The organism is Bradyrhizobium sp. 2S1 (assembly GCF_011516625.5).
In the GTDB taxonomy this organism is placed as follows: Bacteria; Pseudomonadota; Alphaproteobacteria; order Rhizobiales; family Xanthobacteraceae; genus Bradyrhizobium; species Bradyrhizobium septentrionale.
In genome coordinates, this window is the sequence record NZ_CP147717.1 from 3,971,272 (window position 1) to 3,996,083 (window position 24,812).

Consider the following 24,812-nt stretch of genomic DNA (forward strand, 5'->3'; position numbering starts at 1 on the left):
AGGCACGGCTGCGAAGCGCCAGGCGCCCGGACGGGAGATGAAATTTGAGCGAACAGATGCATCCGGCAGCTCCCCATCATCTGCCGTTCTTCATTCCCGGCGTCGACGGGTCGGACACCCTGATGGTGGTGATGGGCATTTTCCTTGTAGCTACAGTCTTCTGGGTTGGTACCCTCTACTGGAAGCTGCACAGCCTGCCGGAGCGCATGGCGCACAAGTCGCAGAAGCTGCAGTTTGAGATCGTCGCCGTCCTCGGCCTGATATCGCTTTTCACCCACATGCATATCTTCTGGGTCGCCGGCCTGCTGCTGGCACTCATCGACCTGCCGGATTTCGGCACGCCGATGCGCAGCATTGCCGATTCCGTCGAGCGCATTGCCGACGCTACGCCGGGCGCGCCCGCTGCCGAACCGGAAGCCGAATCCGTATCTGGCGGCAGTCCCGACGTCCGGACGCCCGCGAAGCAAGAGGTGCACAACCATGCTTGAGCTGATGATCTGCTCGCTGGTGACGATCCTGCCGGATTACCTCTACCGCCGCTATCGGCAAGGCAAGCGGTTCGGCAAGGAGATCACGTTCTTCTCCGTCTGGTACGAATTGAGGTGGGGTATCACCGGCTGCCTGATGCTCACGATCTCGCTGATCACGATGATCTTCTACTTTCATCCCTCGACGACCTCCGCGGCGATCTACTTCAGGACCGTGCCGATCCTGCCCGAGGGCTCCGGCCGCGTCGTCGAGGTCAATGTCGGCTTCACGGAATCGGTGAAGAAGGGGGACGTCCTGTTCCGGCTCGATAGTTCGAGGCAAGAAGCTGCGCTCGAGACAGCCAGGCGAAAGATCGCCGAGGTGGATGCGTCGCTGATCTCGGCGCAGGCCGATGTCGTCAAGGCGGACGCTCAGATCGGGGAGGCGAAAGCCTCCTTGCAGCAAGCCAAGGACGAGCTTGATGTGAAGAGCGAATTGCAACGCCGCAATCCCGGCATTGTGCCGCAACGCGACATCGAGAAGCTGCAGGTGCTGGTTGATCAGCGGCAGTCCGGCGTCGATGCCGCTAGCGCCGTCAAGCAATCGGCGACGTTGCGCGTCACTACGCTTCTGCCGGCCGAGAAGGCAAGTGCCGAGGCCGCGCAGGCGCAGGCGCAAGTGGATCTCGACAAGACTTTCATCCGTGCCGGCGTCGATGGCCGCGTCGAGCAATTCCTCGTTCGCCCCGGAGATCTTGTGGCCCAGATCATGCGGCCGGCCGGAATCCTGATACCCGACCAAGCCGGCCGGAACAGTTTGCAGGCGGGGTTCGGGCAGATCGAGGCGCAGGTCATGAAGCCCGGCATGGTCGCGGAAGCCGCGTGTATGTCGAAGCCCTGGGTGATCATTCCGCTGGTCGTCACCAGCGTGCAGGATTTCATCGCCGCCGGCCAGTTTCGGGCCACCGAGCTGTTGATCGACCCGCAGAGCCTGCAAAAGCCCGGCTCGATCCTCGTGTTCCTTGAGCCGCTCTACAAGGGCGGCCTTGACGGCGTGACACCGGGCAGCAGTTGCATCGTCAATGCCTACACCAGCAACCATGACGTGATCGCCGATCCGAAAACCGGCGCCTTGAAGGGTTTTGCCCTGCACGTCGTCGACGCGACCGCGCTCGTTCATGCATTGCTGCTTCGGATCCAGGCGCTGCTGCTGCCGATCCAGACGCTGGTCTTGAGTGGTCACTGACGGGCGCGAACAGGGAGACGGCAGATGAAACCGGACGGCAACCTTCGCGCAATCGTGGTGGTGGGCATGATCCTCGGATTGCCGGACTCCGCGCACGCGTTCGATCTCGCCGGCGCCTGGGCCACCAGTGCGGACCAATGCGGCAAGGTGTTCGCCCGCAAGGGCAGGGCGAACCAGGTCACATTCACGAATTTCTCCGGGATCTATGGCGGCGGGTTCATCGCCGAGTCCGATCGCCTCAGGGGCAAGTTCGAGAACTGCAAGATCAAGTCGCACAAGGATGATGGCAAGGACCTCAATATCATTGTGAGTTGCGCTTCGGGGATCATGGTGTCCAACGTGCAGTTCTTCCTCAAGGTTGTCGACGACGACACCATCACGCGCGAGTTTCCGGGCGTCGAGGGGATGCAGGTTTCCTATCATCGTTGCAAGCTCTAGCGGAATGCAGCCTTTGACCAATTTCTGCGGCCCGATATATTGAGCGTTGTGAAGCAGAATCCGGTCAACGCCGGATTGACCGAGTGACGCTCCGTGGATCCTCGCAGTTTACCAAGGTCGTTGCGCATCGCCCTGGTGGCCGGGCTCGTTCTGATGCTCGGGGGCGCCAGCTTGTTGGCCTATCGCTGGTATCTTCGGCCGACAACGCTCACCGTCGCCGTCGGTTCGCTCGATGGCGAAGCGAACAAGCTCATTTCGGCGATCGCGGGCAAGCTCACGGAGTCGAAGGCGACGGTCCGGCTGCGCTTGGTCCAGACCACGGGGCCGCTCGAGTCTGCCGCTGCGTTCGCGTCCGGAAAGGTCGATCTCGCGGTGGTGCGCGGCGATGTCGGCGACCTGTCGCAGGCCCAGGTCGTGATCGTGCTGGCCCACGCCGTCGCACTGATCATTGCTCCGCCCGGTACTTCGATATCTGACGTGACGGAGCTGAAGCGCGCCACGCTCGGCGTGATCGGGTTCGAGGCCAATCAGAAGCTGATCAAGGTGTTGTCGGACGAATACGATCTCGCGCGCGCGGGCGTGACGTTCAAGCCGCTGTTGCCCTCGGACGCGCGCCGGGCGCTGGAGGCCAAGGAGGTCCGCGCCATCCTGGTCGTGATGCCTCTGACCGAGAAATATCTGTCCCTGCTGCGCGGCGTTCTCCCGCACACCGCGCGAACCGGCCCCCTGATGATTGCCATCGAGTCGGCGGGCGCGATCGCCGAAAGGGAGCGGGCCTACGAAAGCTTCGACGTGCCCAAGGGAACATTGCGGGGCTCGCCACCAATTCCCCCCGACGACCTGACGACGCTGCGGACCTCATTCTACCTGGTGGCGCAGAAGAAGCTTGGCAACGACCTGATTGGCGACTTGACCCAGTCGATCATGACCGCGCGCCACGATTTGCTCGCTGAGTTGCCGGGACTGGCGCAGATCGCGACGCCCGACACCGATGCAGATGCACACATCCCCGTGCATCCGGGCGCCGCCGCATTCTACGAGGGGACCCGGGAGAGCTTTCTCGATCAATGGGGAAATGCGATTTTCCTGGCGCCGATGATCGCGGGCGGCCTCGCATCGGTGCTCGCCGCGGCCTGGAAATTTCTCCGGCCGGTCGAGACCCAGAGCCGACAGGAGGCGCTCGACATGCTTTATACGCCGGGGCCTCGGATCCGGGCGGCTGAGCAAATGCCGGAGCTGGAAGAGATCGAGCGCGAAATCGACCAGGTGCTGCGGACGCAGCGTAAGCAGCCGGTCGCGGACGACCAGGCCGAGCGTGCCGTCACCGCGGTGAACGTTGCAGCCCATCGGCTCGAGAACCTGATCCATGATCGCCGTGCCTATCTTGCATCGCAGCAGCCGGGCCCGGCCGGAAGCTGAGCGACGCTTTCCTTGATCTCGATCAAAGGAGGGACGCGGCCGTGACCGATGCTGTCGACCGTCGGTGTCGATGGAGGTCGCGATGTTCCGTTGGGGCAAGACTCTGGTTGCGATTGCGCTGGTATCAGCCATCCCCGTCGCTGCGGTGGCGCAAACCGCCGACAAGCCGCCTGCGCAGAGTAGTCAGCCACAGGCAGCTGCGCCGACAACGCAGCCGGCTGACAAGTTGTTGAAGCCCGAGCAGCTCGAAGCGCTGGTCGCGCCGATTGCGCTCTATCCCGACGAGCTGCTGGCCAACGTGCTGGCGGCGTCGACATACCCGCTGGAAATTGTGCAGGCCGATCGCTGGCTGAAGGAGCGCAAGAATCTAAAAGGCGATGCGTTGAAGACGGAGGTCGAGAAGCAGGCCTGGGACGACAGCGTGAAGGCGCTTGCGAGCACGCCCGACGTTATTTCGATGATGAGCGAAAAGATCGATTGGACCAAAAATCTGGGCGATGCGGTGCTCGCGCAACAACCGGATGTGATGGATGCGATTCAGCGGTTGCGCTCGAAGGCCTATGACAACAAGAAGCTGGTGACGACCAAGCAGCAGAAGGTCAGCGTTCAAACACAAGAGAACAAGCAGGTGGTCGTGATCGAGTCGGCAGATCCAAATACGATGTACGTGCCCTATTATGAACCGGCTACAGTCTACGGCACCTGGCCATACGCGGAATATCCGCCTGACTACTTCGGGTATCCGTCCTATATCGGCGCGGGCGTCATCGCGACCGGCCTGGCGTTCGGCGCGGGATGGGCAATCGGCCGTTGGGGCAACTACTGGGGCGGCGGGTGCAACTGGGGCAACCGCAACGTCTACGTCAACCACTACAACCGGGTGAACAACATCGGCAACAGCTGGCAGCACAACCCGGCGCATCGCCAGGGCGTCCGCTACAGCAACACCAACGTCCAGCAGCGGTTCGGCGGCAACAATGTGAAGGCCGGCGTCTCGGACCGGATGGATTTCCGCGGCCGTGACGGACAGCAAGTGCTGCGTCCTGACCAGGGCGCCGGAGATCGGGCGGGCGACCGAGCAGGAGATCGTGCGGCGGATCGTGCGGGTGACCGTGGTGGTGACCGCGGCGGAGATCGTGCCGGCACGCGCGATCGGCCCGGCGGCGGTGATCGCGCAGGTGCTTCAGATCGTGCAAAGGGCGGCGGCGATCGAGCTGGAGCAAAGGGTGGCGGCGATCGAGCCGGAGCAAAGGGGAGCGGCGATCGCGCAAAGGCCGCCAACCGCGGCAATGCCGGTAACCGCGCAGCTGCGGCCAATCGCGGTGGCGGCGGCAATCGCGGCGGCGCCATGAACGTGTCGTCCGGACGGGCAGCTGCGGCGGCATCGGCGCGGGGGCGATCGAGCATGGCCAGCATGCCGCGCGGCGGCGGCGGAGCAAGCTTCGCCGGTCGTGGGGGCGGTGGATTCCAGGGCGGCGGCGGAGGCGGCTTCCGTGGTGGTGGAGGAGGCGGCGGCTTCCGCGGCGGCGGTGGCGGCGGACGGCGTTCCGACATCGCGCTCAAGCACGATATCGAACTGCTTGGATATCTCGCCAACGGCCTCGGCTATTACCGCTTCAGCTATCTCGGCAGCAGCAAATCCTATGTCGGCGTGATGGCGCAGGAAGTCGAGCACGTCATGCCAGCGGCGGTGACGCGCGGCGCCGACGGCTATCTCAGGGTCTATTACGACAGGCTCGGTCTCAAGCTTCGCAGCTACGACGAATGGCGTGCCACTGGTGCGAAGATTCCATCTCGGTCGGAGGCATCACGATGACAGGCTTTTCGTCCTTGCGATTGAATCGCATTGCTTCCGTCAGCATCGCTGCGGCAGCAGCACTCGCTCTGCTGCTGTCTCCGGCTCGCGCCCAGCAGGGCTTCCCCAATCCCGAAGACGCAGCGTCCGCCTTGGCGACCGCCGTCAAGACCGGCACCAGCCGGGCCGTGCTGAAGGTGCTGGGCCGCGATGCAGCCGATATCATTGAGTCGGGCGACGATGTCGCCGACGCCAATGCGCGACAGCGCTTCCTTTCGGCCTACGACGCCAAGCATTCGATCAAGGCCGACGACAATAAGAAGGCCACCCTGATTCTGGGGCCCGACGACTTCCCGTTCCCGATTCCCCTCGTCAACAACCGTGACGGCTGGAGCTTTGACGCGGCTGCGGGACGTCGCGAAATCCTCTACCGCAGGATTGGCAATAACGAACTTGCCGCGATCCAGACCTGTCTCGCCTATGTCGACGCTCAGAATGAATATGCCGAGAAGGATCGCGGCGAGGGTGTGGGCGCCTATGCCCAGCGCATCGTCAGCAGGCCAGGCAAGACCGACGGATTGTTCTGGCGCGACGACAAGGACCCGAGTCCGCTCGGTGAGCTGGCGGCCCAGGCCGCGGCGGAGGGCTACAAGGTCGGCGAGCAGAGCGCGCCGTATCACGGATACTACTATCGGATCCTGAAAGCGCAGGGCTCCGACGCCCCGGGCGGCGCGCTGAACTATGTCGTGAAGGGCAAGATGATCGGTGGATTTGCACTGGTCGCCTATCCCGCCGAATACGCCAATTCCGGCGTCATGACGTTCCTGGTCAACCACGCAGGCACTGTCTATCAAAAGGATCTCGGCTCACGCACCGATTTCCTCGCCTCGCGCATGATCGTTTTCGATCCGGATCACACCTGGAAGAAGATCGACCTTACAAATCCCTGAGCTCAGAGGGGGCCGCAGCGATGCGATCCATGATCCGTCCCGTCATACTGGCGCTTGCGGCGATGGTCCTGTCGGTCACGCCATGCTCCGCACAGGCGACCGGCCATGTCCAGGTCAAGTTCGTGAAGGCGGCTCTCGTCTTGGGTGGTGGCGGCGGGAGCGGCACGCTCACCTACCGTGGGCGGCACTATCGGTTCATCGTGTCCGGCTTCAGCCTCGGCTTAAGCGCGGGCGCGTCGGTGAACTGGCTGGAAGGCTCCGCCTCTGGCATCAGGGAGGTCAACGATTTCGCCGGCAGCTATACGCTGGTCGGGGGAGGTGGCGCATGGGCTGCCGGCGTGGGCGGCGTGAGTATGCGAAATGAACGCGGTGTTCTGCTTACGCTCAAAGGGCCGAAAGCAGGACTGGAATTTGCCGCAAACCTCGGCGGGCTCACCATTTCGCTGCGGTGAACTCAAGCTGTATTCGGCCTGTCGCTGACGATAGGCCTGGAAAAGCGAAAGCACTCCGGCGTCGCCCTGCTAACTCGGGCGAGCCACGATTGGTTTGAAACCGCCGCTGCACTGTTCTCCACTGTTTCCGATCGTTCGAATCCGAGCGCGTGAGGGGAGATCCGTTCCCCGCAGCATCGGCATCCCTGCCGACGAGCCGGCCTCACAGGCGCCAGGGAGTGGCGTTCGTTTGCAAACACGTATATGAAAGCCTCTTCCACATACACGGATCGACGTCCTGGAGGGTGCGATGGCGGATGCCGCGATCAAGTCGGCACGGCGCGTGTTCGAGATCATGGAATTCTTCGATCGCGCGCGTCGCCCGCTCGGCCTCAAGGCGATCTGCGACGAACTACGCTACCCCGTCTCAAGCGGCGCGGCGATGCTGAAGAGTCTCGTGACGCTGGGCTATCTGGAGTACGATCGCAAGACGCAGACCTATCTGCCGACGATGCGGATCGCGGTATTGGGGCGATGGGTGTCGGAGCAGCTGTTCGGCGAAATCAGGATGCTGCCGCTGATGGAGGAATTGCGCGACCGCACCCGCGAAACGGTGATCGTGGGGACCCAGAGCGACATCAGCGCCCAATATGTGCACGTGCTGCGCTCAAACCAGGCGCTCGCCTATTCGGCCGAGCCGGGATCGCTGCGCCCGCTGGCACGCTGCGGTGTCGGTTTGACATTGCTCAGCAGCAAGTCGGATGAGGAGATCGACACGCTTGTCTACCGCAGCAATCATGCGGAGCCGACGCGTAGCCACCGCGTGGCGCTGAAAGACGTGATGGCGAACATCGAGCGCATCCGCAAGCAGGGCTACTTCTTCTCCCGCGGCATCTACAGTGAAGGCATCGGCGTGATCGCGATGCCACTGCCGCAAGCGCCGTTCACCCGCAGCTTCGTCATAGCGCTTGGCGGGCCGGTGTACCGCCTCGAGCGGCATCTCGATCAGAACGTCGCGGCGCTGCACGGCGCGATCCGTCGATTCCTGCCAAGGAATGCGAGAAGCTGATCGCCTTCCATTTCCATGGATATGGAAGTGCAAGGCATATCCCTGTAACGGATTGCGAGGCGCGACCTCCCCGATCTAACTTGCCGGCGAATGACGAGCCGGCTTGCAGATCGCCCGGCACAATCGGCACGGGAGGTTAAGCGTGGACTTTGCGCGGGGAGAAGGCGACGAGATCATCGCCGGGACGATCGGGCGATTCGCGGCTGACGAGTTGCGTCCCCGTCTTCGCGAGTTCGAAAGTGCGCGCACGGTCAGCGAAAGCGTGCGGGAGCGCTTCGCCGCGCTGGGCTTCGAGGCGCTGGATGTCGCCGAGGAAGCCGGTGGTGCCGGCCTCGGTCTGCTCCATCGTGTCAGGACCAACCGTTTGCTCGCTGAAGCCGACGCCGGCGCCGCGCTTGCGCTGGACCGGTTCGCGCCGGCGATCTACGTGATCGAGGCCTTCGGCGGGGTTGAAGCCCTGAAGTCGCTTCAGCTGAACCTCGGGCAGTCTGACGTTCGCTTCGCCCTGGTGATGGATCCTGGTGCCGGGGATGTTGCCGGTGCCCGCGTTGCAGGCCGGGTGGCCTGGATACCTGCCGCAGGAACGGACGTGCTCGTCGGCCTTGGTCCGCAGGGCGCGTGGCTGTTGAGGCAAGGTTTTGCGTTCGAGCCCGTCGGTGGCTCGGCCCTGCACGCCGCAGGCGCAAGCAGCGTGACGTTTGACGGCACGCCCATTCTGGCATGGCATGATCCGGCGCGTGCGGCGCGCGCGCTGGCCAGGATCAGGGTCTACTACGCGTCGCTGATCTGGGGTGTGCTCTCCGATGCTGCCGGGTTTTCGCGCAGCTACGCGCTCGACCGCGTCGCGTTCGGCAAGCCGATTGCCCATCACCAGGCGCTCGCATTCCTGATCGTCGATATGTACGTCGCCGTCGAGCGGTTGGGGCTTCTGATCGAAGATGCGGCGCTGGCGATCGATGCCGGCGAAGGACGCGCCGTCGGTGCGGCGGCGGCGGCTTTCGTCGATGCCATTGAGGCGAGCCGCTTCGTCGGTCCGAATGGCGTTCAGATCCTCGGCGGGCACGGCTTCATGCGTGACTTCCCTGTCGAGAAGGCGATGCGGGACTGTCGTGCGCTCGGCCTGCTCGCGGGTGGATGCGATGCCGCGCGCGAGCAGGCCGGTGCCGCGCTCGCGGCTACCATCTCGGAGAGGATCGCCGCGTGAACAATTTCAGCGCCGCGCTCAATGCGTATATCGAACAGGTTCGGGAGTGGGGGCAGCGCGAGGTACGGCGCGCCGGACTCGAGGCCGATCGCAACGGCGCGCCGTTGCCGCCTGATCATCCCTATTTTGCCGCGTATGTCGATTTCCGGAGGAGGCATCCCGTGCCGGCCGACGACGGCGCGATGCCTGAAGGTCCCGCGGTCCGAATGGCCGCAATCAATGAGGAGAATGCCTATTGGGATCGCGGCATGGGCGTCGCTGCGCCAGGACCGGGACTGCCGGCGCCGATCGTCACCGCCGCCGGCACGCCGGAGCAGCGCGAGCGCTTCCTTGGGCCATTCCGCGGCACTGACATTCCGCGCTGGGGCAGCTTCGCGCTGACGGAGCCGAGCGGAGGCTCCGACACGGCGGCGTTCCGCACCCGCGCGACACGCACCGATCGCGGTTATCTGCTCAATGGCGCCAAGTGCTTCATCGGCAATGCCGCGCGCGCCGACTGGGTGCTGGTGCAGGCCAATCTCGATCCCGACAAGGGGCGGGCCGGCAGCGGTCGTTTTTCGTCGAGCGTGGCAACCGCGGCATGACCGGGATCAAGATCGAGAAGAAGATGGGGCTTCGCGCCTATGAGTCGGTCTCGTTTATCCTCGAGGATTGCGAGGTCCCGCACGACAACATCCTGGGCGGCGAGCGGCCCGAACGGACGTCGAAGTCGAGCGCCTACGGCGCAACGATGGGGACGCTCAACACCACGCGCGTCGGCGTCGCGGCGAGCGCCGTCGGCTTGGCGCGCTCCGCCTATGACGAGGCGTTGAATTTTGCGACGCAGTCGGGCGCGTTCAGGTCGATACGGGTGCGCGACCGGCTGGAGGCGATGTACCGGCAGCTTCGCGCGGCCTGGCTCATGACACTGCGCGCGGCCTGGAAGGCCGACAACAGGATTCCCAACATCGTGGACGCCTCGATGGCCAAGGTGTTTGCCGCGGAGACCGCCCAGGATCTCGCCAGTGCGGGCATGGAGATCGTCGGGCTCGAGGCGGGGGCCGGTCATCACCTCGTCGAGAAGCTGTTTCGCGATGCGAAGGCGCTCAACATCGTCGAGGGCACCGGGCAAATCCAGCGCATCATCATGGCGAGAAATCTCGTCGGACTGCCGCGCTGACGCGATCCGAAACATTTGCATGGATGGTCCCTTGAACAAAATCCTTCGCCCATCGGACGCGGCGTCGATCGCCGCCTTTCTGGCACCTCGCTCGATCGCGGTCATCGGCGCCGCGCCCGCCGAACAGCGCTCGATCCGCGGCATGTTGCTGCGGGTGCTGCGCCGCGCCGGATTCACCGGACCGATTGCACCGGTCAATCCGAGCTACCGCGAGGTCAACGGCTTGCCCTGCTATCCCGCCATTGCCGCGGTCGAGTTCCCGATCGATCTCGCCATCATCGCCCTCCCGGCGGAGTTGGTCTGCGACGTCGTTGGGCAATGCGCCGCGGCTGGCGTTCGTGCGGCGATCATTATTTCCTCGGGATTTGCCGAAGAAAGCGTTGCGAAGGCCGAGCGCCAGTCGCGGTTGTCGGAGATCGCGCGACGCACCGGGATTCGTATCTGCGGTCCGAATTGCGAGGGATTCTATAATGTCGGCGGACGCGTCGCGGCGACATTCAGCGCGGCCACGGAGCCCTTGCATCCGGGCGCGGCGCAAAACGCGACTGCCGATCGCGTGGCGATCGTGGCGCAGAGCGGGGGCCTCGGCTTCTCGTTGTTCAGTCGCGGGCGCGCCGCCGGCCTTGAGATCGGCCATGTCGTCACGACGGGCAATGAGTGCGATCTCACCGCGGTCGACTTCATCATGCATTTTGCAGGCGATCCCGATTGCGCGGCCATCATTGCCTACCTTGAGGAGGTTCGTGACTTCGAACGGTTCGCTGTCGCGGCGGGTAAGGCGCGTGCGGCGGGCAGGCCGGTGATCGTGATCAAGAATGGCCGCTCCGAAGCTGGCCGTCGCGCGGCTGTCGCACACACCGCAAGCGATACCGGCGTGGCTGTGGATTTTGATACGATGTTCGCGGCCACCGGCGTGATCGCGGTCGCCGATCCGGACGATGCGGTTGCGGCAGCGCTCGGACGCTTGACCAACCCGGTTGCTGCGGGTCGTCGCGTCGGCATTGTCACGACAGCGGGAGGCGCCGGAACTGTCCTGAGCGAATGCCTCACGGAAGCAGGGTTTAACGTTCCCGTATTGGATCAGAAGCTGCAGGCGCGGCTTCGACCGACGTTCCCCTCCTACGGCTCCGCGGCAAACCCGATCGACGTCACCGCGCAGGGCATCTTCACGGGTGGTGTTCTTCAGTCGCTCGAAGTGCTGCTCGACGGCGAGGAGGTCGATTCCGTCGTGCTTGCCCTGTCCCTGTCGAACGACCGCAGCATCTCGCTGGACGTGGAGGCGCTCAGCGCGCTCCGCTCGCGCCGATCAAAGCCCGTTCTGATCTACAGCTACACCTTGCTGTCGCCCCTCGCGCGCGAAGCGCTCACGGCTGCGGGATTTGCGGTGTTCGAGCGAGCCCGGGACCTTGTCGTCGCCATGCGCGCACTGAGCACGGTCGGCGGCGACGACCATACGCGCGCATTCGGCGGCGAAGCCGTGGCGTCATGATCAGCTTTGATGTCACTGACGAACAACGCCAGATTCGCGACATGCTCCTCGCGTTCGCGAACAACGAGCTGGCGCCGCGGGCACGGCAGGCCGACGAAGCGTGCGCCGCGCCGGCTGACGTGCTCGACGAAGCGTGGTCCCTGGGGCTGGCCTCACTTGCGATTCCGGAGGCCTATGGCGGCGGCGGTGCGCCGCGCTCGGCCCTGACGGGCGCGTTGATGCTGGAAGCGATGGGCTCCGGATGCGCCGGGCTCGGCGGCACCGCCGTTGCGTCGTCGCTGTTTGTCAACCCGCTGATTGACCTCGGGACGGAAGAGCAGAGGAAGCGTGACCTGCCGAAATTCTGCGGGACCTCACGCCGCGTGGCGACGCTTGCGCTGCATGAGGACGCGCTTGCGTTCGATCCGTCGCGGATCGTCACTCGCGCCGAACCGGATCAGGACGGTTGGCGGATCACCGGCGTCAAGCGGCTGGTCCCTCTGGGCGAGCAGGCCGAGGACATGCTCGTGCTCGCGCGGGCATCCGACGCGCCGGGGATCGACGGGATCAAGGCCTTCATCGTCCCTCCGCGTGCCCCGGGCGTCACGATCGCCCGCGAGAGCGGCACCATCGGCCTGACGCCGATGGGATTTGCCCGGGTCGAGCTTGCCGGCGTGTCGCTTCCGGCTGACGCGATCCTCGGCGAGGGCGGTGGCGCGGATATCCGTCCCCTGCTGGCCAGCCTGCGGATCGGCGGTGCGGCACTCGCCGTGGGGCTGGCGCGCGCGGTGACCGATTTCGCGATTCCATACGCCAGGGAACGGATCGCGTTCGGTGAGCCGATCGCGAAGAAGCAGTCGATCGCCTTCATGCTCGCCGACATGCATGTCGAGTGCGACGCGATGCGCTGGCTGGTCTGGAAGGCGGCTGCCGCGTTCGATCGGGGAGTCGATGTTTCGAAAACGGCCGTCCTTGCGCAGAACTACGTCAACCGCCGCGCGATCAGGATCGCCGATGACGGGCTGCAGATATTCGGCGGTCACGGCTATATCCGCGACCTTCCGCTCGAGATGTGGCTGCGCAACGCGCGGATGCTGACCATCCACGGCGCGCTTGCGGCGGCGTGAAGGAGCAGAGCATGGTGGATTTCACGCTTTCCGACACTGATCGGGAAATTCTTTCGGGAGTAGCCGAAGAGGCAAAGGCCAGCGAGAAATACGCGCGGCACTACGACGCGCACGAGGACGAAATCCTGCCCAAGGCGTTCGCCGAGGCCGCGGCGTTCCCCTCGCTGCTCGAACGGATGCGACGTCGGCCGAGCGACGACACGCCATCTGTGATCATGCAGATGCTGATCAAGATCGAGCGCGAGGCACACAACGGCGTGCCGTTGCGCCAGGCGCCATCGGCGCTAGGCAATGCGGCGCTGGGCGCGGCCGGCACGCCCGCGCAGCAGAAACGGTGGGGGCATCTGATGCTGGCGATGTCGATCACCGAGCCGGGTGCCGGATCCGATACCAAGGCGATCCAGGCGACCGCCGTGCTCGACGGCGACGAGTGGGTGCTGAATGGCGACAAGATCTTCGTCACCAATGGCGTGCGGTGCCACGGCACGATCGTCTGGGCGACCGTCAGCAAGGCGGCCGGTCGCGGCGGCATCAAATCGTTCCTGGTGCTGAAGGGTACGGCCGGGTTCGAGCTGGTCCGCAAGGAAAAGAAGCTCGGAATTCGCAGCAGCGATACCGCAGCCTACGCGTTTCGCGATTGCCGCATCCCGCGTGACCATCTGATCGGTGGCGACGAGCGCGTGCCGCAAAGCGCGGACGAGGGCTCCGCCTCCTACAAAGGGGTCCTCAAGACGTTCAACATCACCCGTCCGACCGTCGCCGCGGGCGGCATCGGAAAGGCGCTCGGCGCTTTCCGGTATGCGCGGGATCACCTGGCCGCGGAAGGGATCGCGGTCGACTGGGACAAGGGGCCGCACGATCGGACCGCCACGGAGCAGACGCTGCTGGAGCTCGAGGCCGACATCGAGGCCGCGACGCTGACGGTGCTGCGCGCAGCCTGGCTCGCGGCGCGCGGCGAACCCAACAATCTTGAGGCATCGGTCGCAAAGGCGAAGGGCGGCGAGCTCTGCCGCAGCGGTCCGCAGCGCGCGATGGAGCTGCTGGGGGCAATGAGCCTCAGCCACGATCATCCGGTCGAGCAATTCCTGCGCGATGGCCGCATCACCGACATCTATGAAGGGACCGGCCAGATCCAGCGGCTCGTCATCGCCCGCGCCATCCTCGGATATTCGTCGGCTGAGCTCAGTTGAACGCAGGACACAGACCAAAGCCCGGGGCGGTTGATCGACGGCAAGTTCCCGACAGGAGAAGTTTTGATGCGCGAAGCTGTGATCGTTTCGACGGCGCGGACGCCGATCGGCAAGGCCTATCGAGGCGCGTTCAACAACACGACGGCGCCGACGCTGGGCGGCCACGTCATTCGCGCGGTCGTCGAGCGCGCCGGGCTCGATCCAGCCGAGGTCGACGACGTGGTGATGGGCGCCGCCCAGCAACAGGGGACCTCGGGCAACAATGTAGCTCGTCACGCCGCGCTGCGCGCCGGACTTCCCGACAGCGTCGCCGCAATGTCGATCGATCGCAAATGCTCGTCCGGTCTGATGGCGATCGCGACCGCCGCGAAGTACATCATCAATGACGGTGCACCGGTCGCGATCGGCGGCGGCCTGGAATCGATCAGCCTGGTGCAGAACGACAAGGTCAATCGTTATCGGGTGTGGGACGATTGGATTGTCCGCCATGCGACGGGTCTCACGAGCTCGATGATCGAGACGGCCGAGCTCGTCGCGGAGCGTTACGGCATCAGTCGCGAAGCGCAGGACGACTATGCCCTGCGATCGCAGCAACGGACGGCGATAGCGCAGGCCGAAGGCCGCTTCGACCGGGAAATCGCGCCGCTCAAGACCGAGATGGCGGTCACAGATCACGCCAGCGGCGAAACCACCGTCAGGGAGGTTACGCTGACGCGGGACGAGGGCAATCGTCCGCAAACCACCCTGGAGGATCTCGCGAAGCTCAAGCCCGTGTTCGCAGGCGGGCGCTTTGTCAAGCAGGGACGATTTGTCACCGCCGGAAACGCCTCGCAGCTGTCTGACGGCGCCGCGGCGGTGCTCCTGATGGAGGCCGCGGAGGCGGAGCGGCGCGGTCTCGAGCCGCTCGGCGCCTATCGCGGCATGGCGGTTGCCGGCTGTGCGCCGGAGGAGATGGGCATCGGTCCGGTTTTCGCGGTGCCCAAGCTGCTCGAGCGCAACGGACTGCGCATCGACGATATCGACCTCTGGGAGCTGAATGAGGCGTTCGCGTCGCAGCTGCTGTATTGCCGCGACCGGCTCGGCATTCCCGACGAGCGGCTCAACGTCTCGGGCGGCGCGATCGCGATCGGTCATCCCTATGGCATGACGGGCGCGCGCTGCGTCGGACATCTGATGCGGGAGGGGAGGCGCCGCAAGGCCCGCTACGGCGTGGTGACGATGTGCTGCGCAGGCGGCATCGGTGCTGCCGGCCTGTTCGAGATTTTTCATGGAGGGACTGCATGAGCAAGCGCGAGGCCGATCTGCCGGAGGTGCAGCAGCACATCCTCGCCGCCGAACGCGATGCGGCGAGGATCGATGGTGTGAGTGCCGATACGCAGCGGATTCCGATCGAACGCGTCGGCATCCTCGGCGCCGGTACGATGGGGGGCGGCATCGCCATGAACTTCCTGTCGATTGGCATTCCCGTGACGATCGTCGAGCGTGACCGGGCTCCGCTGGAACGGGGCATCGCTACGATCCGCCGAAACTACGAGCGCGCCGCAAGCCGCGGCCGCCTTGCCGCGGAAGACGTCGAGCGCGCGCTGGCATTGCTGACGCCGGGCCTCGTCATCGACGACCTTGCCGAAAGCGATCTCATCATCGAGGCCGTGTTCGAGAACATGGCGGTCAAGAAGGATGTGTTTCGCAAGCTCGATGCGATCGCTAAGCCGGGCGCGATCCTTGCGTCGAACACCAGCCGGCTCGACATCGACGTGATTGCGGCGGAGACACGCCGGCCCGAGGCGGTGATCGGCCTGCACTTCTTCTCGCCGGCGAACGTCATGCGCATGCTGGAGATCGTGCGTGGGGCGAAGACCGGGCCGTCGCAGCTTGCGACGGCCATGGACCTCGCCGGGCGGATCGGCAAGATCGCCGTCGTCTCGGGCGTCTGCCCGGGCTTCATCGGCAACCGCATGCTGGGCCGACGACAGGCGCAGGCGCAAAGGCTGATCCTCGAAGGCGCAAGACCCTGGGATGTCGATCGCGTGCTGACCGAATTCGGGTTCCCGATGGGGCCGTTCCAGATGAGCGATCTGGCGGGCCTCGATCTCGGCTGGCGGCGCGAGACCTCGAAGGGCGAAAGCATTCGCGATCTGTTGTGTGAACGTGACCGCCGCGGACAGAAGACGTCGAAGGGCTACTACGACTACGACGCCGAGCGTGTCGCGACGCCCTCGCCGGAAGTCGAGGCGCTCATTGCCGAGTTTGCAAGGAGCCGCGGCTATCGTTCGCGTCAGGTCACGGACGATGAGATCCTGGAGCGGCTGCTCTATCCGATGATCGACGAAGGCATGAAGATCCTCGATGAAGGTATCGCGCAGCGCGCCTCTGACATCGATGTGGTCTGGCTCAATGGCTACGGTTGGCCTGCGCGCACGGGAGGCCCGATGTTCTGGGCGGAGGGCGTCGGGCTCGGCCGCATCGCTACGCGTCTTCAGTCCCATGCCGGCAAGCTCGGCCCGGATGGCGCGCTGTCGCAGCGGCTCGCACACATCGCGGCGTCGGATGGGCAAGCGAACTGATCCCCGGAGCATCATCGTGGCCGGGTGAAGCCAAGCGGATTGCCATGTTGAATGACAGTTACAAGGCCCGCGCAAAGGCTCACCTCGGCGAGGCGCTTCGCTGGAATCCGGAGACCGAGATCGAATTCGGTGAGGGTATCGTTGCCGGCCTCGGCTTCGTCGGACCGATCATACTCGCAGCCATGCTCGGAAACCTGTCGCTTGGTCTTGCCGCCTCCGCCGGCAGCCTGCCGATCGCACCGCAGGCGGCCGGACGCCGTGCGGGCGAACAGGCCCGCGGCATTGCGCTCGCGCTGTTGCCAACGATCGGTGCGGCGGGCCTTGCCGTCGCCCTGACCGACGCAGGCTGTGCAGGACGGATCCTGGTGGTTCTGCTGGCGGGTGGCGCGGCGATCGTCGGCGGTTACAGCCGCACCGCCGCCATCGTCACCACGCGCTTCACCCTGTTTCTCATCATCACGCTGAGCCTTGCCGCGACGATGTCCCACCGCCTGCTCCTGATGCTGCTGCTCACCGGTGGCGCGGTCTGGACGGCGCTGCTCTGGCTGCTGTTCGGCATGTTCGCGCGGACGATGCGGGGCAGTCAGGTGGTGGAGGAAGTCCGGCCGTCTTCGACAAGGGCGGAGAAGTTCGCGCGCTGGTCGGCGTCGATCCGGCAATTCTCCGGTCTGCAATATGCGTTGAAGCTTGTGTTCTGTCTCGCGGCGGCCGCGCTGTTCGATATCGCCTATCCCGGCCATCACTTGCACTGGATTTCGTTGACCGTCGTCCTTCTTGCGCAGCGGCGCACCGACCTCATGCCGGTCAAGATCACCCAGCGTGCGCTGGGCGCCGCGCTCGGAGGGATCGTCGCCGGCCTCGGCGTCGCGGCCCATCCGCCCGTGGGGCTCCTGATTGCCGGCATTGGATTGATCGCCGGCACACGCCCGCTGCTGAAGATGCGCCACTACCTCTCCTATTCGGCGATGATGACGACCCTGATCGTGCTGATGATGGATTTCGAGCAGCCGCTCGAAGCATCGGTGCTGGTGGACCGGACGATCGCGACGCTGATCGGCGGTGGCCTCGTCATTGTTGCAAACCTTGCCGGCGAGCGGATCGCGACGCGGCTCGCACGGCAGCAGCCATGACCGGACTGCGCAAGATCTCCGGGCCGACGGGTATTTCCACATCCATGGAAGTGCGCGTACGTCCCGCGCAGATGAGGCGGTTCGCGAGCAGTGACGATAGGATCGATGCAGTGGCCGGCATTGGTCACCTGGTTTGTGGTGCCTGATCGCAATGAGCCCGTCGTAACAACTGCGCGTGATCGTAGCAGTCACGCCACAGGGAAACGCACCGGATGTCTGAAGATGTTATCGCCGTATCGCGACCTGCCACGGCCGCGAGCTCTGGCTCTCGCGCCCTGACGCTCAGCGCGTGGTCCTGGATCGGCTACGAGGCGACGCGGATCCCGTATCTCGTTCTGCTCAAGATCTACATCTTTGCGCCCTATGTCAGCAAAGTCATGATCGGCGATCCCGTGCTCGGGCAGACGCTGTTTGCCCGATACGGCTTTGTTGCAGGTCTGGTCGGAGCCGTGACAGTGCCGTTTCTCGGCGCCTCGCTCGACCGGATGGGCCCGCGAAAGCCGTGGATCACCGCCTGCATCCTGATCTCGCTGCCGCTGCTGGTCAGCCTGTGGTGGGCGAAGCCGGACCGCAGCGGACTGTCGGTCCATGCCGTACTGGTGATCGTGATGGCGCTCAATCTGCTGTTCGTCTATTCCGAAATCCTGCATAACGCGATGCTGGGACCGGCGGTCGGGATGTCGCGGGTTGGCCGCTACTCTGGTGTCAGCCTGGGTGTCGCAAATCTCGTGTCCGTCGCCATCATGACGTTCCTGTTGTGGGGATTTGCCCTTCCCGGGCAGTTGCATTGGTTCGGGGTTCCTGACGAACCGCTGTTTGGCTTGTCGCAGGCAAGCCACGAGATGGAGCGACTGATCGGGCCTCTGATCGCAGCGCTCGCCTGCGCCGGTCTGTTCATGCTGCTTCGCTTCACCGTCGACGCGCCGGCATCGGGCGAGACCTTTTCGAGGGCCGTGCGCCTCGGCTCGAGGGACGTGTTCGCCCTGATCGCCGGTCTGCGAAAGCAGCCGGATATGCTGAAATTCCTGATCGCCCGGACCCTCTATGCCGACGGCTTTCACACCCTCATCATCTTCGAAGGTATCTATGCCTCGGGTGTGATGGGATGGCACGGCTTCAAGCTGCTGAGTTTTGCCGTCGTCAAGATCGCATTCGCCGCTCTCGGTGGCTTGCTGGCGGCAAGCCTGAACGCGCGACTTGGCACGCGCCGCGCCATCATCCTTCAGATATCGATCACGGTCGTTCTGTTGGTCATGGTCCTCGGCATTACGCCGGACCGGATGATCTTTTTCTGGCCCCATGACCCGGCGGCGCAGCCGCTCTGGAGCGGCCCGGTGTTTCGAACCCTGCCCGAGGTCGCCTTCATGCTGCTGTCAGGTTCGATGACGGCGTTTGCGGTGGCCTCGATCGCGTCGGGGCGCGCCATGATCATTCAGATCGTGCCACCGATGCGCGTCGGCTCCTATTTCGGGCTGTTCGGCCTGACCGCCAGCACGACGGTCTGGATCGCCCCGATGCTGGTCGGTATCCTGACGGCGCGCTTTCAGTCCCAGGCCGTCGGTCTCGCTCCGATCGCCGTGCTGTTGACCCTCGGCGCGATCGGCATGCTCTTCGTCAAGGGTGGCGACCGGCTTGAGGAGTGAATGTGGCGCGGGTGGTCGGGTGAGCAACTGGATCAAGCACGCCGTCTGGTGGCATGTATATCCGCTCGGCTTCGTTGGCGCCGAACGCGAGGCCGGCGCGTGTGCCGGTGTCGTGCATCGCCTCGACCACCTTGTCCGGTGGCTCGATTACGCCGTGGAGCTCGGCGCATCCGGTATCCTGCTGGGCCCGATCTTTGCCTCGTCGACCCATGGATACGATACGATCGATCACCTCCTGATCGACAGGCGGCTTGGGGACGACGCGGACTTCGATGCATTGGTCGCAGCAGCCCGTCGCCGCGGCCTGCGCATCATCCTGGATGGTGTTTTCAATCATGTCGGCCGCGAATCGCCGCGCTTCCGGCGCGCCGTCGCCAGCGGTCCGCTATCGCCGGATGCATCGTGGTTTCGTCTGACCTGGCCGGCGGACGGAAGGGAGCCCGATTGCGCGACCTTCGAAGGTCACCACCAGCTTGTGACGCTCGACCATGACGAACCCGCAGTCGCCGACTATGTCATCCGGGTGATGAATCACTGGTTTGATCGCGGTGCCGATGGTTGGCGCCTCGACGCGGCCTATGCTGTCCCGCGGCAATTCTGGAGGCACGTCTTGCCCGCGGTTCGCGCGCGGCATGCCGACGCCTATATCTTCGGCGAGGTGATCCACGGTGACTACGCCGGCTTCGTCGACGAGACCGGTGTCGATGCGGTCACGCAATACGAGCTTTGGAAGGCGATCTGGAGCGCCCTGAACGATCGCAACTTCCATGAGCTCGCATGGGCGCTCGCGCGGCACAATGCGATGATCGACCGGTTCGTGCCGCAGACGTTCATCGGCAATCACGATGTCACGCGGATCGCGAGCCAGGTTCTGGACGAACGGCATATCCCGCACGCGCTGGTCATTCTCATGACCTGTGGCGGCACGCCCTCGATCTACGCCGGTGACGAACAGGCGTTCCGCGGGATCAAGGAGCGCCGTGCCGGAGGTGACGACGCGATCCGCCCAAGCTTTCCGGCGGCGCCAGCCGAACTGGCGCCATTCGGCTGGCCAACATACCGGCTGCATCAGGAGCTGATTGGACTGCGGCGGAGGCATCCATGGCTCCATCGAGCGAAGTCCCGTATGGTCGCGCTTCGCAACACGGACATTGTCTTCGAAGCATTCGATGAAGGCAATCGGCTATGGGTTGCTCTGAACCTGGCCGACGCGGCGGTCGGTCGTACCGTCGATTCCGGCGTCGACAGGCTCGCAGGATCAGGCGCGGTGCGCAGGACGGGCGTCAGGACCGAGCTTACGCTGCCACCGCATGGGTGGGCTATCCTGGGTTAGCGACAGTTTGCTGGGCAGGCTCCGCAAAATGCAAGCTTGTGCTATGCCCGCTCACCGCTTCAGCAGACGAAACTCCATTTTCCGATGGGCTCGCGATGCCTAGGCGACCGCCTGAAATAGCAATTCGAGATGGTTGCATGTCCCGCAACCAAGTTAGTGAAAAATCCCAGCAATCCGAAAGGGTTGTTGGGGTTGTTTTTTGACCTCGCGTCGGCGCTCACGGCGCTGTGGAACGCGCCTCACTCCGCTGCGACCGGCATCAGCTCCATTTGTTCATGCAGGATAACGCCTGAGAGCGGATCAAATTCGCCCGTCCACGGAGCGTGTTCGAGGGCTGCCGCGGTGTGCGAGTAGCCTGCGTCCCAGCGTTGCATGATGCCGCGCGGGCTGAAATCGATGTCCTTGGTATGGGTTTCGCGATCCAACTGCGGCGCAAGCAGACGCACGACGTGCATGCGCGTTTGACAGCCGTAACCGATCAGCTCGCGCACCTCGGGAGTGTTGCGTTCGCTGTCGGGGAGCCGTTCGGCCAGCTGGTTGATGATGTGACGCAACCGATGCGCCTGCTGCTGGCGCGCGACGTGGCTCATGATGCGGCTAGAATATTGCACATCCTTGTGCCGATTCAGCGCCTCCGACATCGTCGTCGGCTCGAGACCAGCCGGATTCCACAGGTGGACGGCGAAGATCAGCGAGTTCTTGCGGGGATTGTCGTCGAACACGACTTCGGTCGGCGTGTTGGACAGAATACCGCCGTCCCAATAGAGTTCGCCGTCGATGCGGATGGCGGGAAACGCCGGTGGCAAGGCGCCGGAGGCCATGATGTGCCTGATGGTGAGTTCGCCGTCGCGGCTGTCGAAATAGCGCATCTGGCTGGTCCGCACGTGGGCGGCCCCGATCGTAAGGCGGGGCGAACAGCTGTTGAGCAAGTTGACATCGACGAGTTCGCTCAGGGTCTGCTCGAGTGGCGCGGTCGAGTAATAGCCGGCCCGTTCGGCACCCAACGGATAGCTGTCACCCGCATGGGCCAGAGCATTTGGCCGGAAGAAGCCCGGAATTCCGTGTGTAATGGTCGCCCAGTAGGTCAGCCGCTCATTGAAGTCGGGAAAGGCGGTGCGGATATTCCAGACGGGATTTTGCTCCATCCGCTTCCAGAACTCCTTCAGTCTCGAAACCCGGTCCTCGACCCGATTGCCGGCGATAAGGCTGGCATTGATGGCGCCGATCGATGTACCGACGATCCAGTCGGGCTCGATGCCCGCCTCGTGCAAGGCTTGGTAAACGCCGGCCTGGTACGAGCCCAAGGCGCCGCCGCCCTGCAACACAAGCACCACCTGGCCGGGGAGATCCTTGGCGAGCGATTTGAGGCGTCGCGACGAAGTCCTGTCCTGCATGTCCTGCTCCCATTTGAGCCCGGCTTAATATTCGCAAGCGCACCCGGCTTTGTTACCGGCGTTGTCTTAATGTGCCGTCCTCGTTGATCCTGGCGATCTCGGCTGCGACTCCGAAGCCATTGAGCATCACGTTTGCGCCCACCGCGGCATGCGCGCGGGCGATGCCGAGTCCGATCCCGCTGGTTGAGCCGGTCACCAGGGCTACCCTGCCACAGAGTATTCTGGCGTCGACGGTGGCGTGCGATTTGACCTGGATATTCATCTTCTGAAATCCCGCTTGCATCGTCGGCAGTGTCCGACGGTCGCCAAAATCTGCATCGCTAAACGCATTTGCGGAAATGCCTTTTGGCTTCCAAAACCATAGGTGTGCGCTATGGCCGCCTTGGCCCTCAATCGGCTAGACTGCTGACCGGATCAGGGGAGTTCGACCATGGAAATGCATCAGGTTCGGTATTTCCTCGCGGTCGTGCGCACGCTCAATTTCACGCGTGCGGCTGATGAGTGCAATGTCACCCAGCCATCGCTGACGCGGGCGATCAAGCAGCTCGAGTTTGAGCTTGGCGGCGACCTGTTTCGCCGCGAGCGTCCGGCCGGATTGACCGAGCTCGGTCAGCGCATGCACCCCTTGCTGAAACAATGCTACGAGGCCGCCGTCGGTGCGCGCTCGCTCGCCTCGTCGTTCAAGAGCGGCGAGATCGGAGCGCTCAGGATCGCGCTCACCCACTCGATCGATCTGTCCCTGCTGATTCCCTTCCTTGATCAGATCAAGCGCCAGTTCAATCGACTGGAATTTCGCTTTCTCCGTGGCAACGGCCGCGAAGTCGGGGAAATGCTAAAGAAAGGCGACGCCGAGCTCGGCATCGCGACTGAACTCGACCCGGATTGGGACCGGCTCGACGCCTGGCCGCTGTTTACGGAGGACTTTCGACTCGTCGTCAACGCTGACCACCGGCTTGCCGGGCGAGATGGGATCGACCTCGATGATCTGCGTTCCGAGCAGCTCTTGTCTCGCGGATATTGCGAGCATGCCTCGCGCTTGAATGCCGTCCTGCGGGAACACGGCGTAGATGTCGATCACTGTCATGAAATCTCGAGCGAGCGCGATCTCATTGCGCTGCTGGAGGCCGGTATCGGCGTCGCGATAGTTCCCGACACCTCACGGATACCGCGGACGCTCAAGCGTGCTTCGGTCGAGGGGCTCGATGCGCGACGCGCGGTCAATCTTTATGGCGTTGCTGGCCGCGAACGCACCGCGGTGGCATCTGCCGTGATGCGTATGCTGCGCGGTTCCGACTGGCGGCAGTTTTTGGAGAAGAGCGCTGCCGCATGAGAGCATGAGGCGCGCGCGGGTCGCCTGGACGAGCCTACCTCGCATCCCTTAGAGCTGCGAGCAGATCCTCGATCGCCATGCGGCGCCGGAAGTCGGGATCGACAAAGCGCGCCTTGACCATGCCGTCGCGCCCGATGACAAAAGCCGCCGGAATCGGCAACACCCAACCGTCGTTGCCATGAAAGCTCGCCATGTCGAGATAGGAGAGCAGACGCTCAATCTCTGCGCCGAGCCAGATCGCCAGATTGAGCGACAGCGAATAGCCGTTGTCGAGATCGGTCAGCACCGGAAACGGTGCGTCCGACTCGGTCTTGAATTTAACTGCATATTCCTGCGTTTCGGGCATGATGGCGACGACGTCCGCGCCCAGGGCCTTGATGCGGTCATAAGCCTTGATCACAGCCCTGACATTGAGCCGGCAATAGGGGCACCAATGGCCGCGGAAGAACATCACGGCCATGGGACCCCGCTCGAGCAGAGACGGTAAGGCAACCAGGCGACCGCTGTCATCGGGGAGGAGAAAAGATGGCATCGGCTCGCCGGGACGCGGCGCGTTTTCTCCACCGCCATTCTCGTTGATCCTGACGACGAGGCGGTCGACGGCATCGCCATAGGCGGGAAAGATCTCCCGACCTGCCTCCGCATAGGCCTGGAGCTGCTCTTTGAGAGTGCCTTCCATCTCCCGGCAGCGCTCAAAGGCGAGCTTGAGCCGCTCGGCGTCGGCTGGCGAAAGCGATGTCATCCCTTGCTCCGGCATGTCGGACCTTCACATAGTAAGTTCCCACGTAAACTCCCCACAAGGGGCGTTTTCTCTCTGCCAGCAGCATTGCACGAAGCACAATAGCATTGGGCTATCGATACCAGAGCGGGCCGGCATTTCATTTCGGAAGCTCAAGCGGTGATTCTGTCGCGGAAACCGCCTACCCGACAGGAGCGTCCATGTCCCGCCACAACACCTTGCGCCTCGGCAGATTTGGCACCTTTCTCGTCTTGATGCTTCTCTGGGCCTCTGCGGCGCCGATCGATGCCAGGATCGAGCGCAACAACGGCATCGTTCGCGTCAAGAGCGCCGTTCCGATGTCCGAGGCAATCGTCCGGATCAAGGCCGATATTGCCGCAAAGGGCATCAAGTTCGTTGACGAGATCGACCAATCGAAACTCGCCGCCGCCGCTGGAATCAAGCTACGTCCTTCCACCCTGCTTGTCTTCGGCAATCCGCCGCTCGGCACGCAATTCATCACGTCCAATCCCGATGCAGGGCTGGACTGGCCGGTCCGCCTGCTGCTGACGCAGGACGACAACGGTGACCTCTGGGCGGTCTGGACCGATTTCGCCTGGATCGCGCGACGTCACAACATCCGGGATCGTGACGCCCAATTCGACATGGCGACGATGGTCGTCAAATCGATCACCTCTACCATCACTGCCAAATGATGGCCCGACAATTTCCAGTCG

At 64.1% G+C, this 24,812-nt stretch carries 23 protein-coding genes and 1 pseudogene; 21 read left to right on the forward strand and 3 right to left on the reverse strand.

The features are described 5' to 3' along the window. Positions 1 to 44: 44 nt before the first annotated feature. The 19 genes from HAP54_RS18770 to HAP54_RS18860 all read left to right on the forward strand — a co-directional run bounded on the left by HAP54_RS18770 (position 45) and on the right by HAP54_RS18860 (position 20,633). A complete protein-coding gene (locus tag HAP54_RS18770) occupies positions 45 to 488 on the forward strand; it encodes a hypothetical protein (protein WP_175619449.1) in 444 nt (147 codons plus the stop codon). After that, complete coding sequence (locus HAP54_RS18775) at positions 481 to 1,713, forward strand: HlyD family secretion protein (RefSeq protein WP_166302602.1); 1,233 nt, start codon at positions 481 to 483, stop codon at positions 1,711 to 1,713. The genes HAP54_RS18770 and HAP54_RS18775 overlap by 8 nt, the downstream gene beginning before the upstream one ends. 24 nt (positions 1,714 to 1,737) lie before the next feature. Further along, complete coding sequence (locus HAP54_RS18780) at positions 1,738 to 2,151, forward strand: hypothetical protein (RefSeq protein WP_224741875.1); 414 nt, start codon at positions 1,738 to 1,740, stop codon at positions 2,149 to 2,151. Between the two features lie 120 nt (positions 2,152 to 2,271). Beyond that, positions 2,272 to 3,570 (forward strand): TAXI family TRAP transporter solute-binding subunit, encoded by a 1,299-nt coding sequence (locus tag HAP54_RS18785; protein WP_175619450.1) that lies wholly within the window; start codon positions 2,272 to 2,274, stop codon positions 3,568 to 3,570. A gap of 82 nt (positions 3,571 to 3,652) precedes the next feature. Beyond that, positions 3,653 to 5,386: a DUF3300 domain-containing protein gene (locus HAP54_RS18790; protein ID WP_166302604.1), complete on the forward strand. Its 1,734-nt coding sequence runs from the start codon at positions 3,653 to 3,655 to the stop codon at positions 5,384 to 5,386. Beyond that, the gene (locus tag HAP54_RS18795) at positions 5,383 to 6,315 is read left to right on the forward strand and encodes a DUF2950 domain-containing protein (protein ID WP_224741874.1); all 933 of its coding nucleotides are present in this window, start codon (positions 5,383 to 5,385) and stop codon (positions 6,313 to 6,315) included. Before HAP54_RS18790 ends, HAP54_RS18795 begins: the two co-directional genes overlap by 4 nt. 29 nt (positions 6,316 to 6,344) lie before the next feature. Next, positions 6,345 to 6,767 carry a hypothetical protein gene (locus tag HAP54_RS18800; RefSeq protein ID WP_224741873.1) on the forward strand — a complete coding sequence of 141 codons (423 nt, stop codon included), beginning with the start codon at positions 6,345 to 6,347 and terminating at the stop codon, positions 6,765 to 6,767. 289 nt (positions 6,768 to 7,056) lie between these two features. Continuing rightward, positions 7,057 to 7,815 carry an IclR family transcriptional regulator gene (locus tag HAP54_RS18805; protein ID WP_166302607.1) on the forward strand — a complete coding sequence of 253 codons (759 nt, stop codon included), beginning with the start codon at positions 7,057 to 7,059 and terminating at the stop codon, positions 7,813 to 7,815. 142 nt (positions 7,816 to 7,957) lie between these two features. Next, entirely contained in the window at positions 7,958 to 9,019 is a 1,062-nt protein-coding gene (locus HAP54_RS18810; protein WP_166302610.1) for an acyl-CoA dehydrogenase family protein, read from the forward strand. After that, positions 9,016 to 9,603 (forward strand): acyl-CoA dehydrogenase, encoded by a 588-nt coding sequence (locus HAP54_RS18815; protein WP_210297533.1) that lies wholly within the window; start codon positions 9,016 to 9,018, stop codon positions 9,601 to 9,603. The genes HAP54_RS18810 and HAP54_RS18815 overlap by 4 nt, the downstream gene beginning before the upstream one ends. Beyond that, positions 9,600 to 10,178, forward strand: coding sequence for an acyl-CoA dehydrogenase family protein (locus HAP54_RS18820; RefSeq protein WP_210297532.1), 579 nt, complete (start codon positions 9,600 to 9,602; stop codon positions 10,176 to 10,178). Before HAP54_RS18815 ends, HAP54_RS18820 begins: the two co-directional genes overlap by 4 nt. Positions 10,179 to 10,209: 31 nt before the next feature. Then, positions 10,210 to 11,667, forward strand: a complete 1,458-nt coding sequence (locus tag HAP54_RS18825; RefSeq protein ID WP_166302613.1) for a CoA-binding protein — start codon at positions 10,210 to 10,212, stop codon at positions 11,665 to 11,667. Continuing rightward, entirely contained in the window at positions 11,664 to 12,773 is a 1,110-nt protein-coding gene (locus HAP54_RS18830; protein WP_166302615.1) for an acyl-CoA dehydrogenase family protein, read from the forward strand. The genes HAP54_RS18825 and HAP54_RS18830 overlap by 4 nt, the downstream gene beginning before the upstream one ends. An 11-nt stretch (positions 12,774 to 12,784) precedes the next feature. Beyond that, positions 12,785 to 13,963 carry an acyl-CoA dehydrogenase family protein gene (locus HAP54_RS18835; RefSeq protein ID WP_166302618.1) on the forward strand — a complete coding sequence of 393 codons (1,179 nt, stop codon included), beginning with the start codon at positions 12,785 to 12,787 and terminating at the stop codon, positions 13,961 to 13,963. A 66-nt stretch (positions 13,964 to 14,029) separates the two neighbouring features. Further along, entirely contained in the window at positions 14,030 to 15,247 is a 1,218-nt protein-coding gene (locus HAP54_RS18840; protein WP_166302621.1) for an acetyl-CoA C-acyltransferase, read from the forward strand. After that, complete coding sequence (locus HAP54_RS18845; protein WP_166302624.1) at positions 15,244 to 16,527, forward strand: 3-hydroxyacyl-CoA dehydrogenase; 1,284 nt, start codon at positions 15,244 to 15,246, stop codon at positions 16,525 to 16,527. The genes HAP54_RS18840 and HAP54_RS18845 overlap by 4 nt, the downstream gene beginning before the upstream one ends. 44 nt (positions 16,528 to 16,571) lie before the next feature. Further along, positions 16,572 to 17,657 carry an FUSC family protein gene (locus tag HAP54_RS18850; protein ID WP_166302627.1) on the forward strand — a complete coding sequence of 362 codons (1,086 nt, stop codon included), beginning with the start codon at positions 16,572 to 16,574 and terminating at the stop codon, positions 17,655 to 17,657. A 212-nt stretch (positions 17,658 to 17,869) separates the two neighbouring features. Then, a complete protein-coding gene (locus HAP54_RS18855) occupies positions 17,870 to 19,300 on the forward strand; it encodes an MFS transporter (RefSeq protein ID WP_166302630.1) in 1,431 nt (476 codons plus the stop codon). A gap of 19 nt (positions 19,301 to 19,319) precedes the next feature. Next, the gene (locus HAP54_RS18860) at positions 19,320 to 20,633 is read left to right on the forward strand and encodes an alpha-amylase family glycosyl hydrolase (protein WP_166302633.1); all 1,314 of its coding nucleotides are present in this window, start codon (positions 19,320 to 19,322) and stop codon (positions 20,631 to 20,633) included. Between the two features lie 239 nt (positions 20,634 to 20,872). Here the strand turns inward: HAP54_RS18860 and HAP54_RS18865 are convergent, their stop codons facing one another. Together HAP54_RS18865 and HAP54_RS18870 are read right to left on the reverse strand one after the other, a co-directional pair. Next, entirely contained in the window at positions 20,873 to 22,027 is a 1,155-nt protein-coding gene (locus HAP54_RS18865; protein WP_166302635.1) for a patatin-like phospholipase family protein, read from the reverse strand. Positions 22,028 to 22,115: 88 nt separating this feature from the next. Then, positions 22,116 to 22,289: pseudogene (locus HAP54_RS18870) on the reverse strand (3-hydroxybutyrate dehydrogenase); the annotation flags it as partial. Between the two features lie 168 nt (positions 22,290 to 22,457). Here HAP54_RS18870 and HAP54_RS18875 point away from each other — a divergent pair. Beyond that, positions 22,458 to 23,357 (forward strand): LysR family transcriptional regulator, encoded by a 900-nt coding sequence (locus HAP54_RS18875; RefSeq protein WP_166302638.1) that lies wholly within the window; start codon positions 22,458 to 22,460, stop codon positions 23,355 to 23,357. A gap of 34 nt (positions 23,358 to 23,391) precedes the next feature. Here the strand turns inward: HAP54_RS18875 and HAP54_RS18880 are convergent, their stop codons facing one another. Next, positions 23,392 to 24,099, reverse strand: a complete 708-nt coding sequence (locus HAP54_RS18880; RefSeq protein WP_166308028.1) for a peroxiredoxin-like family protein — start codon at positions 24,097 to 24,099, stop codon at positions 23,392 to 23,394. 197 nt (positions 24,100 to 24,296) lie between these two features. On the opposite strand from HAP54_RS18880, the gene HAP54_RS18885 reads away from it, so the two are divergent. Next, complete coding sequence (locus tag HAP54_RS18885) at positions 24,297 to 24,791, forward strand: DUF302 domain-containing protein (protein ID WP_166302641.1); 495 nt, start codon at positions 24,297 to 24,299, stop codon at positions 24,789 to 24,791. Positions 24,792 to 24,812 lie beyond the last annotated feature (21 nt).

What these genes read in the sequence shown, in the direction of transcription:
- HAP54_RS18775 (WP_166302602.1), top strand. Translation starts at nt 481, where the DNA reads ATGCTTGAGCTGATGATCTGCTCGCTGGTGACGATCCTGCCGGATTAC.
- HAP54_RS18780 (WP_224741875.1), top strand. Translation starts at nt 1,738, where the DNA reads ATGAAACCGGACGGCAACCTTCGCGCAATCGTGGTGGTGGGCATGATC.
- HAP54_RS18790 (WP_166302604.1), top strand. Translation starts at nt 3,653, where the DNA reads ATGTTCCGTTGGGGCAAGACTCTGGTTGCGATTGCGCTGGTATCAGCC.
- HAP54_RS18795 (WP_224741874.1), top strand. Translation starts at nt 5,383, where the DNA reads ATGACAGGCTTTTCGTCCTTGCGATTGAATCGCATTGCTTCCGTCAGC.
- HAP54_RS18800 (WP_224741873.1), top strand. Translation starts at nt 6,345, where the DNA reads ATGATCCGTCCCGTCATACTGGCGCTTGCGGCGATGGTCCTGTCGGTC.
- HAP54_RS18805 (WP_166302607.1), top strand. Translation starts at nt 7,057, where the DNA reads ATGGCGGATGCCGCGATCAAGTCGGCACGGCGCGTGTTCGAGATCATG.
- HAP54_RS18820 (WP_210297532.1), top strand. Translation starts at nt 9,600, where the DNA reads ATGACCGGGATCAAGATCGAGAAGAAGATGGGGCTTCGCGCCTATGAG.
- HAP54_RS18830 (WP_166302615.1), top strand. Translation starts at nt 11,664, where the DNA reads ATGATCAGCTTTGATGTCACTGACGAACAACGCCAGATTCGCGACATG.
- HAP54_RS18835 (WP_166302618.1), top strand. Translation starts at nt 12,785, where the DNA reads ATGGTGGATTTCACGCTTTCCGACACTGATCGGGAAATTCTTTCGGGA.
- HAP54_RS18840 (WP_166302621.1), top strand. Translation starts at nt 14,030, where the DNA reads ATGCGCGAAGCTGTGATCGTTTCGACGGCGCGGACGCCGATCGGCAAG.
- HAP54_RS18845 (WP_166302624.1), top strand. Translation starts at nt 15,244, where the DNA reads ATGAGCAAGCGCGAGGCCGATCTGCCGGAGGTGCAGCAGCACATCCTC.
- HAP54_RS18850 (WP_166302627.1), top strand. Translation starts at nt 16,572, where the DNA reads ATGTTGAATGACAGTTACAAGGCCCGCGCAAAGGCTCACCTCGGCGAG.
- HAP54_RS18855 (WP_166302630.1), top strand. Translation starts at nt 17,870, where the DNA reads ATGTCTGAAGATGTTATCGCCGTATCGCGACCTGCCACGGCCGCGAGC.
- HAP54_RS18865 (WP_166302635.1), bottom strand. Translation starts at nt 22,027, where the DNA reads ATGCAGGACAGGACTTCGTCGCGACGCCTCAAATCGCTCGCCAAGGAT.
- HAP54_RS18875 (WP_166302638.1), top strand. Translation starts at nt 22,458, where the DNA reads ATGGAAATGCATCAGGTTCGGTATTTCCTCGCGGTCGTGCGCACGCTC.
- HAP54_RS18880 (WP_166308028.1), bottom strand. Translation starts at nt 24,099, where the DNA reads ATGACATCGCTTTCGCCAGCCGACGCCGAGCGGCTCAAGCTCGCCTTT.
- HAP54_RS18885 (WP_166302641.1), top strand. Translation starts at nt 24,297, where the DNA reads ATGTCCCGCCACAACACCTTGCGCCTCGGCAGATTTGGCACCTTTCTC.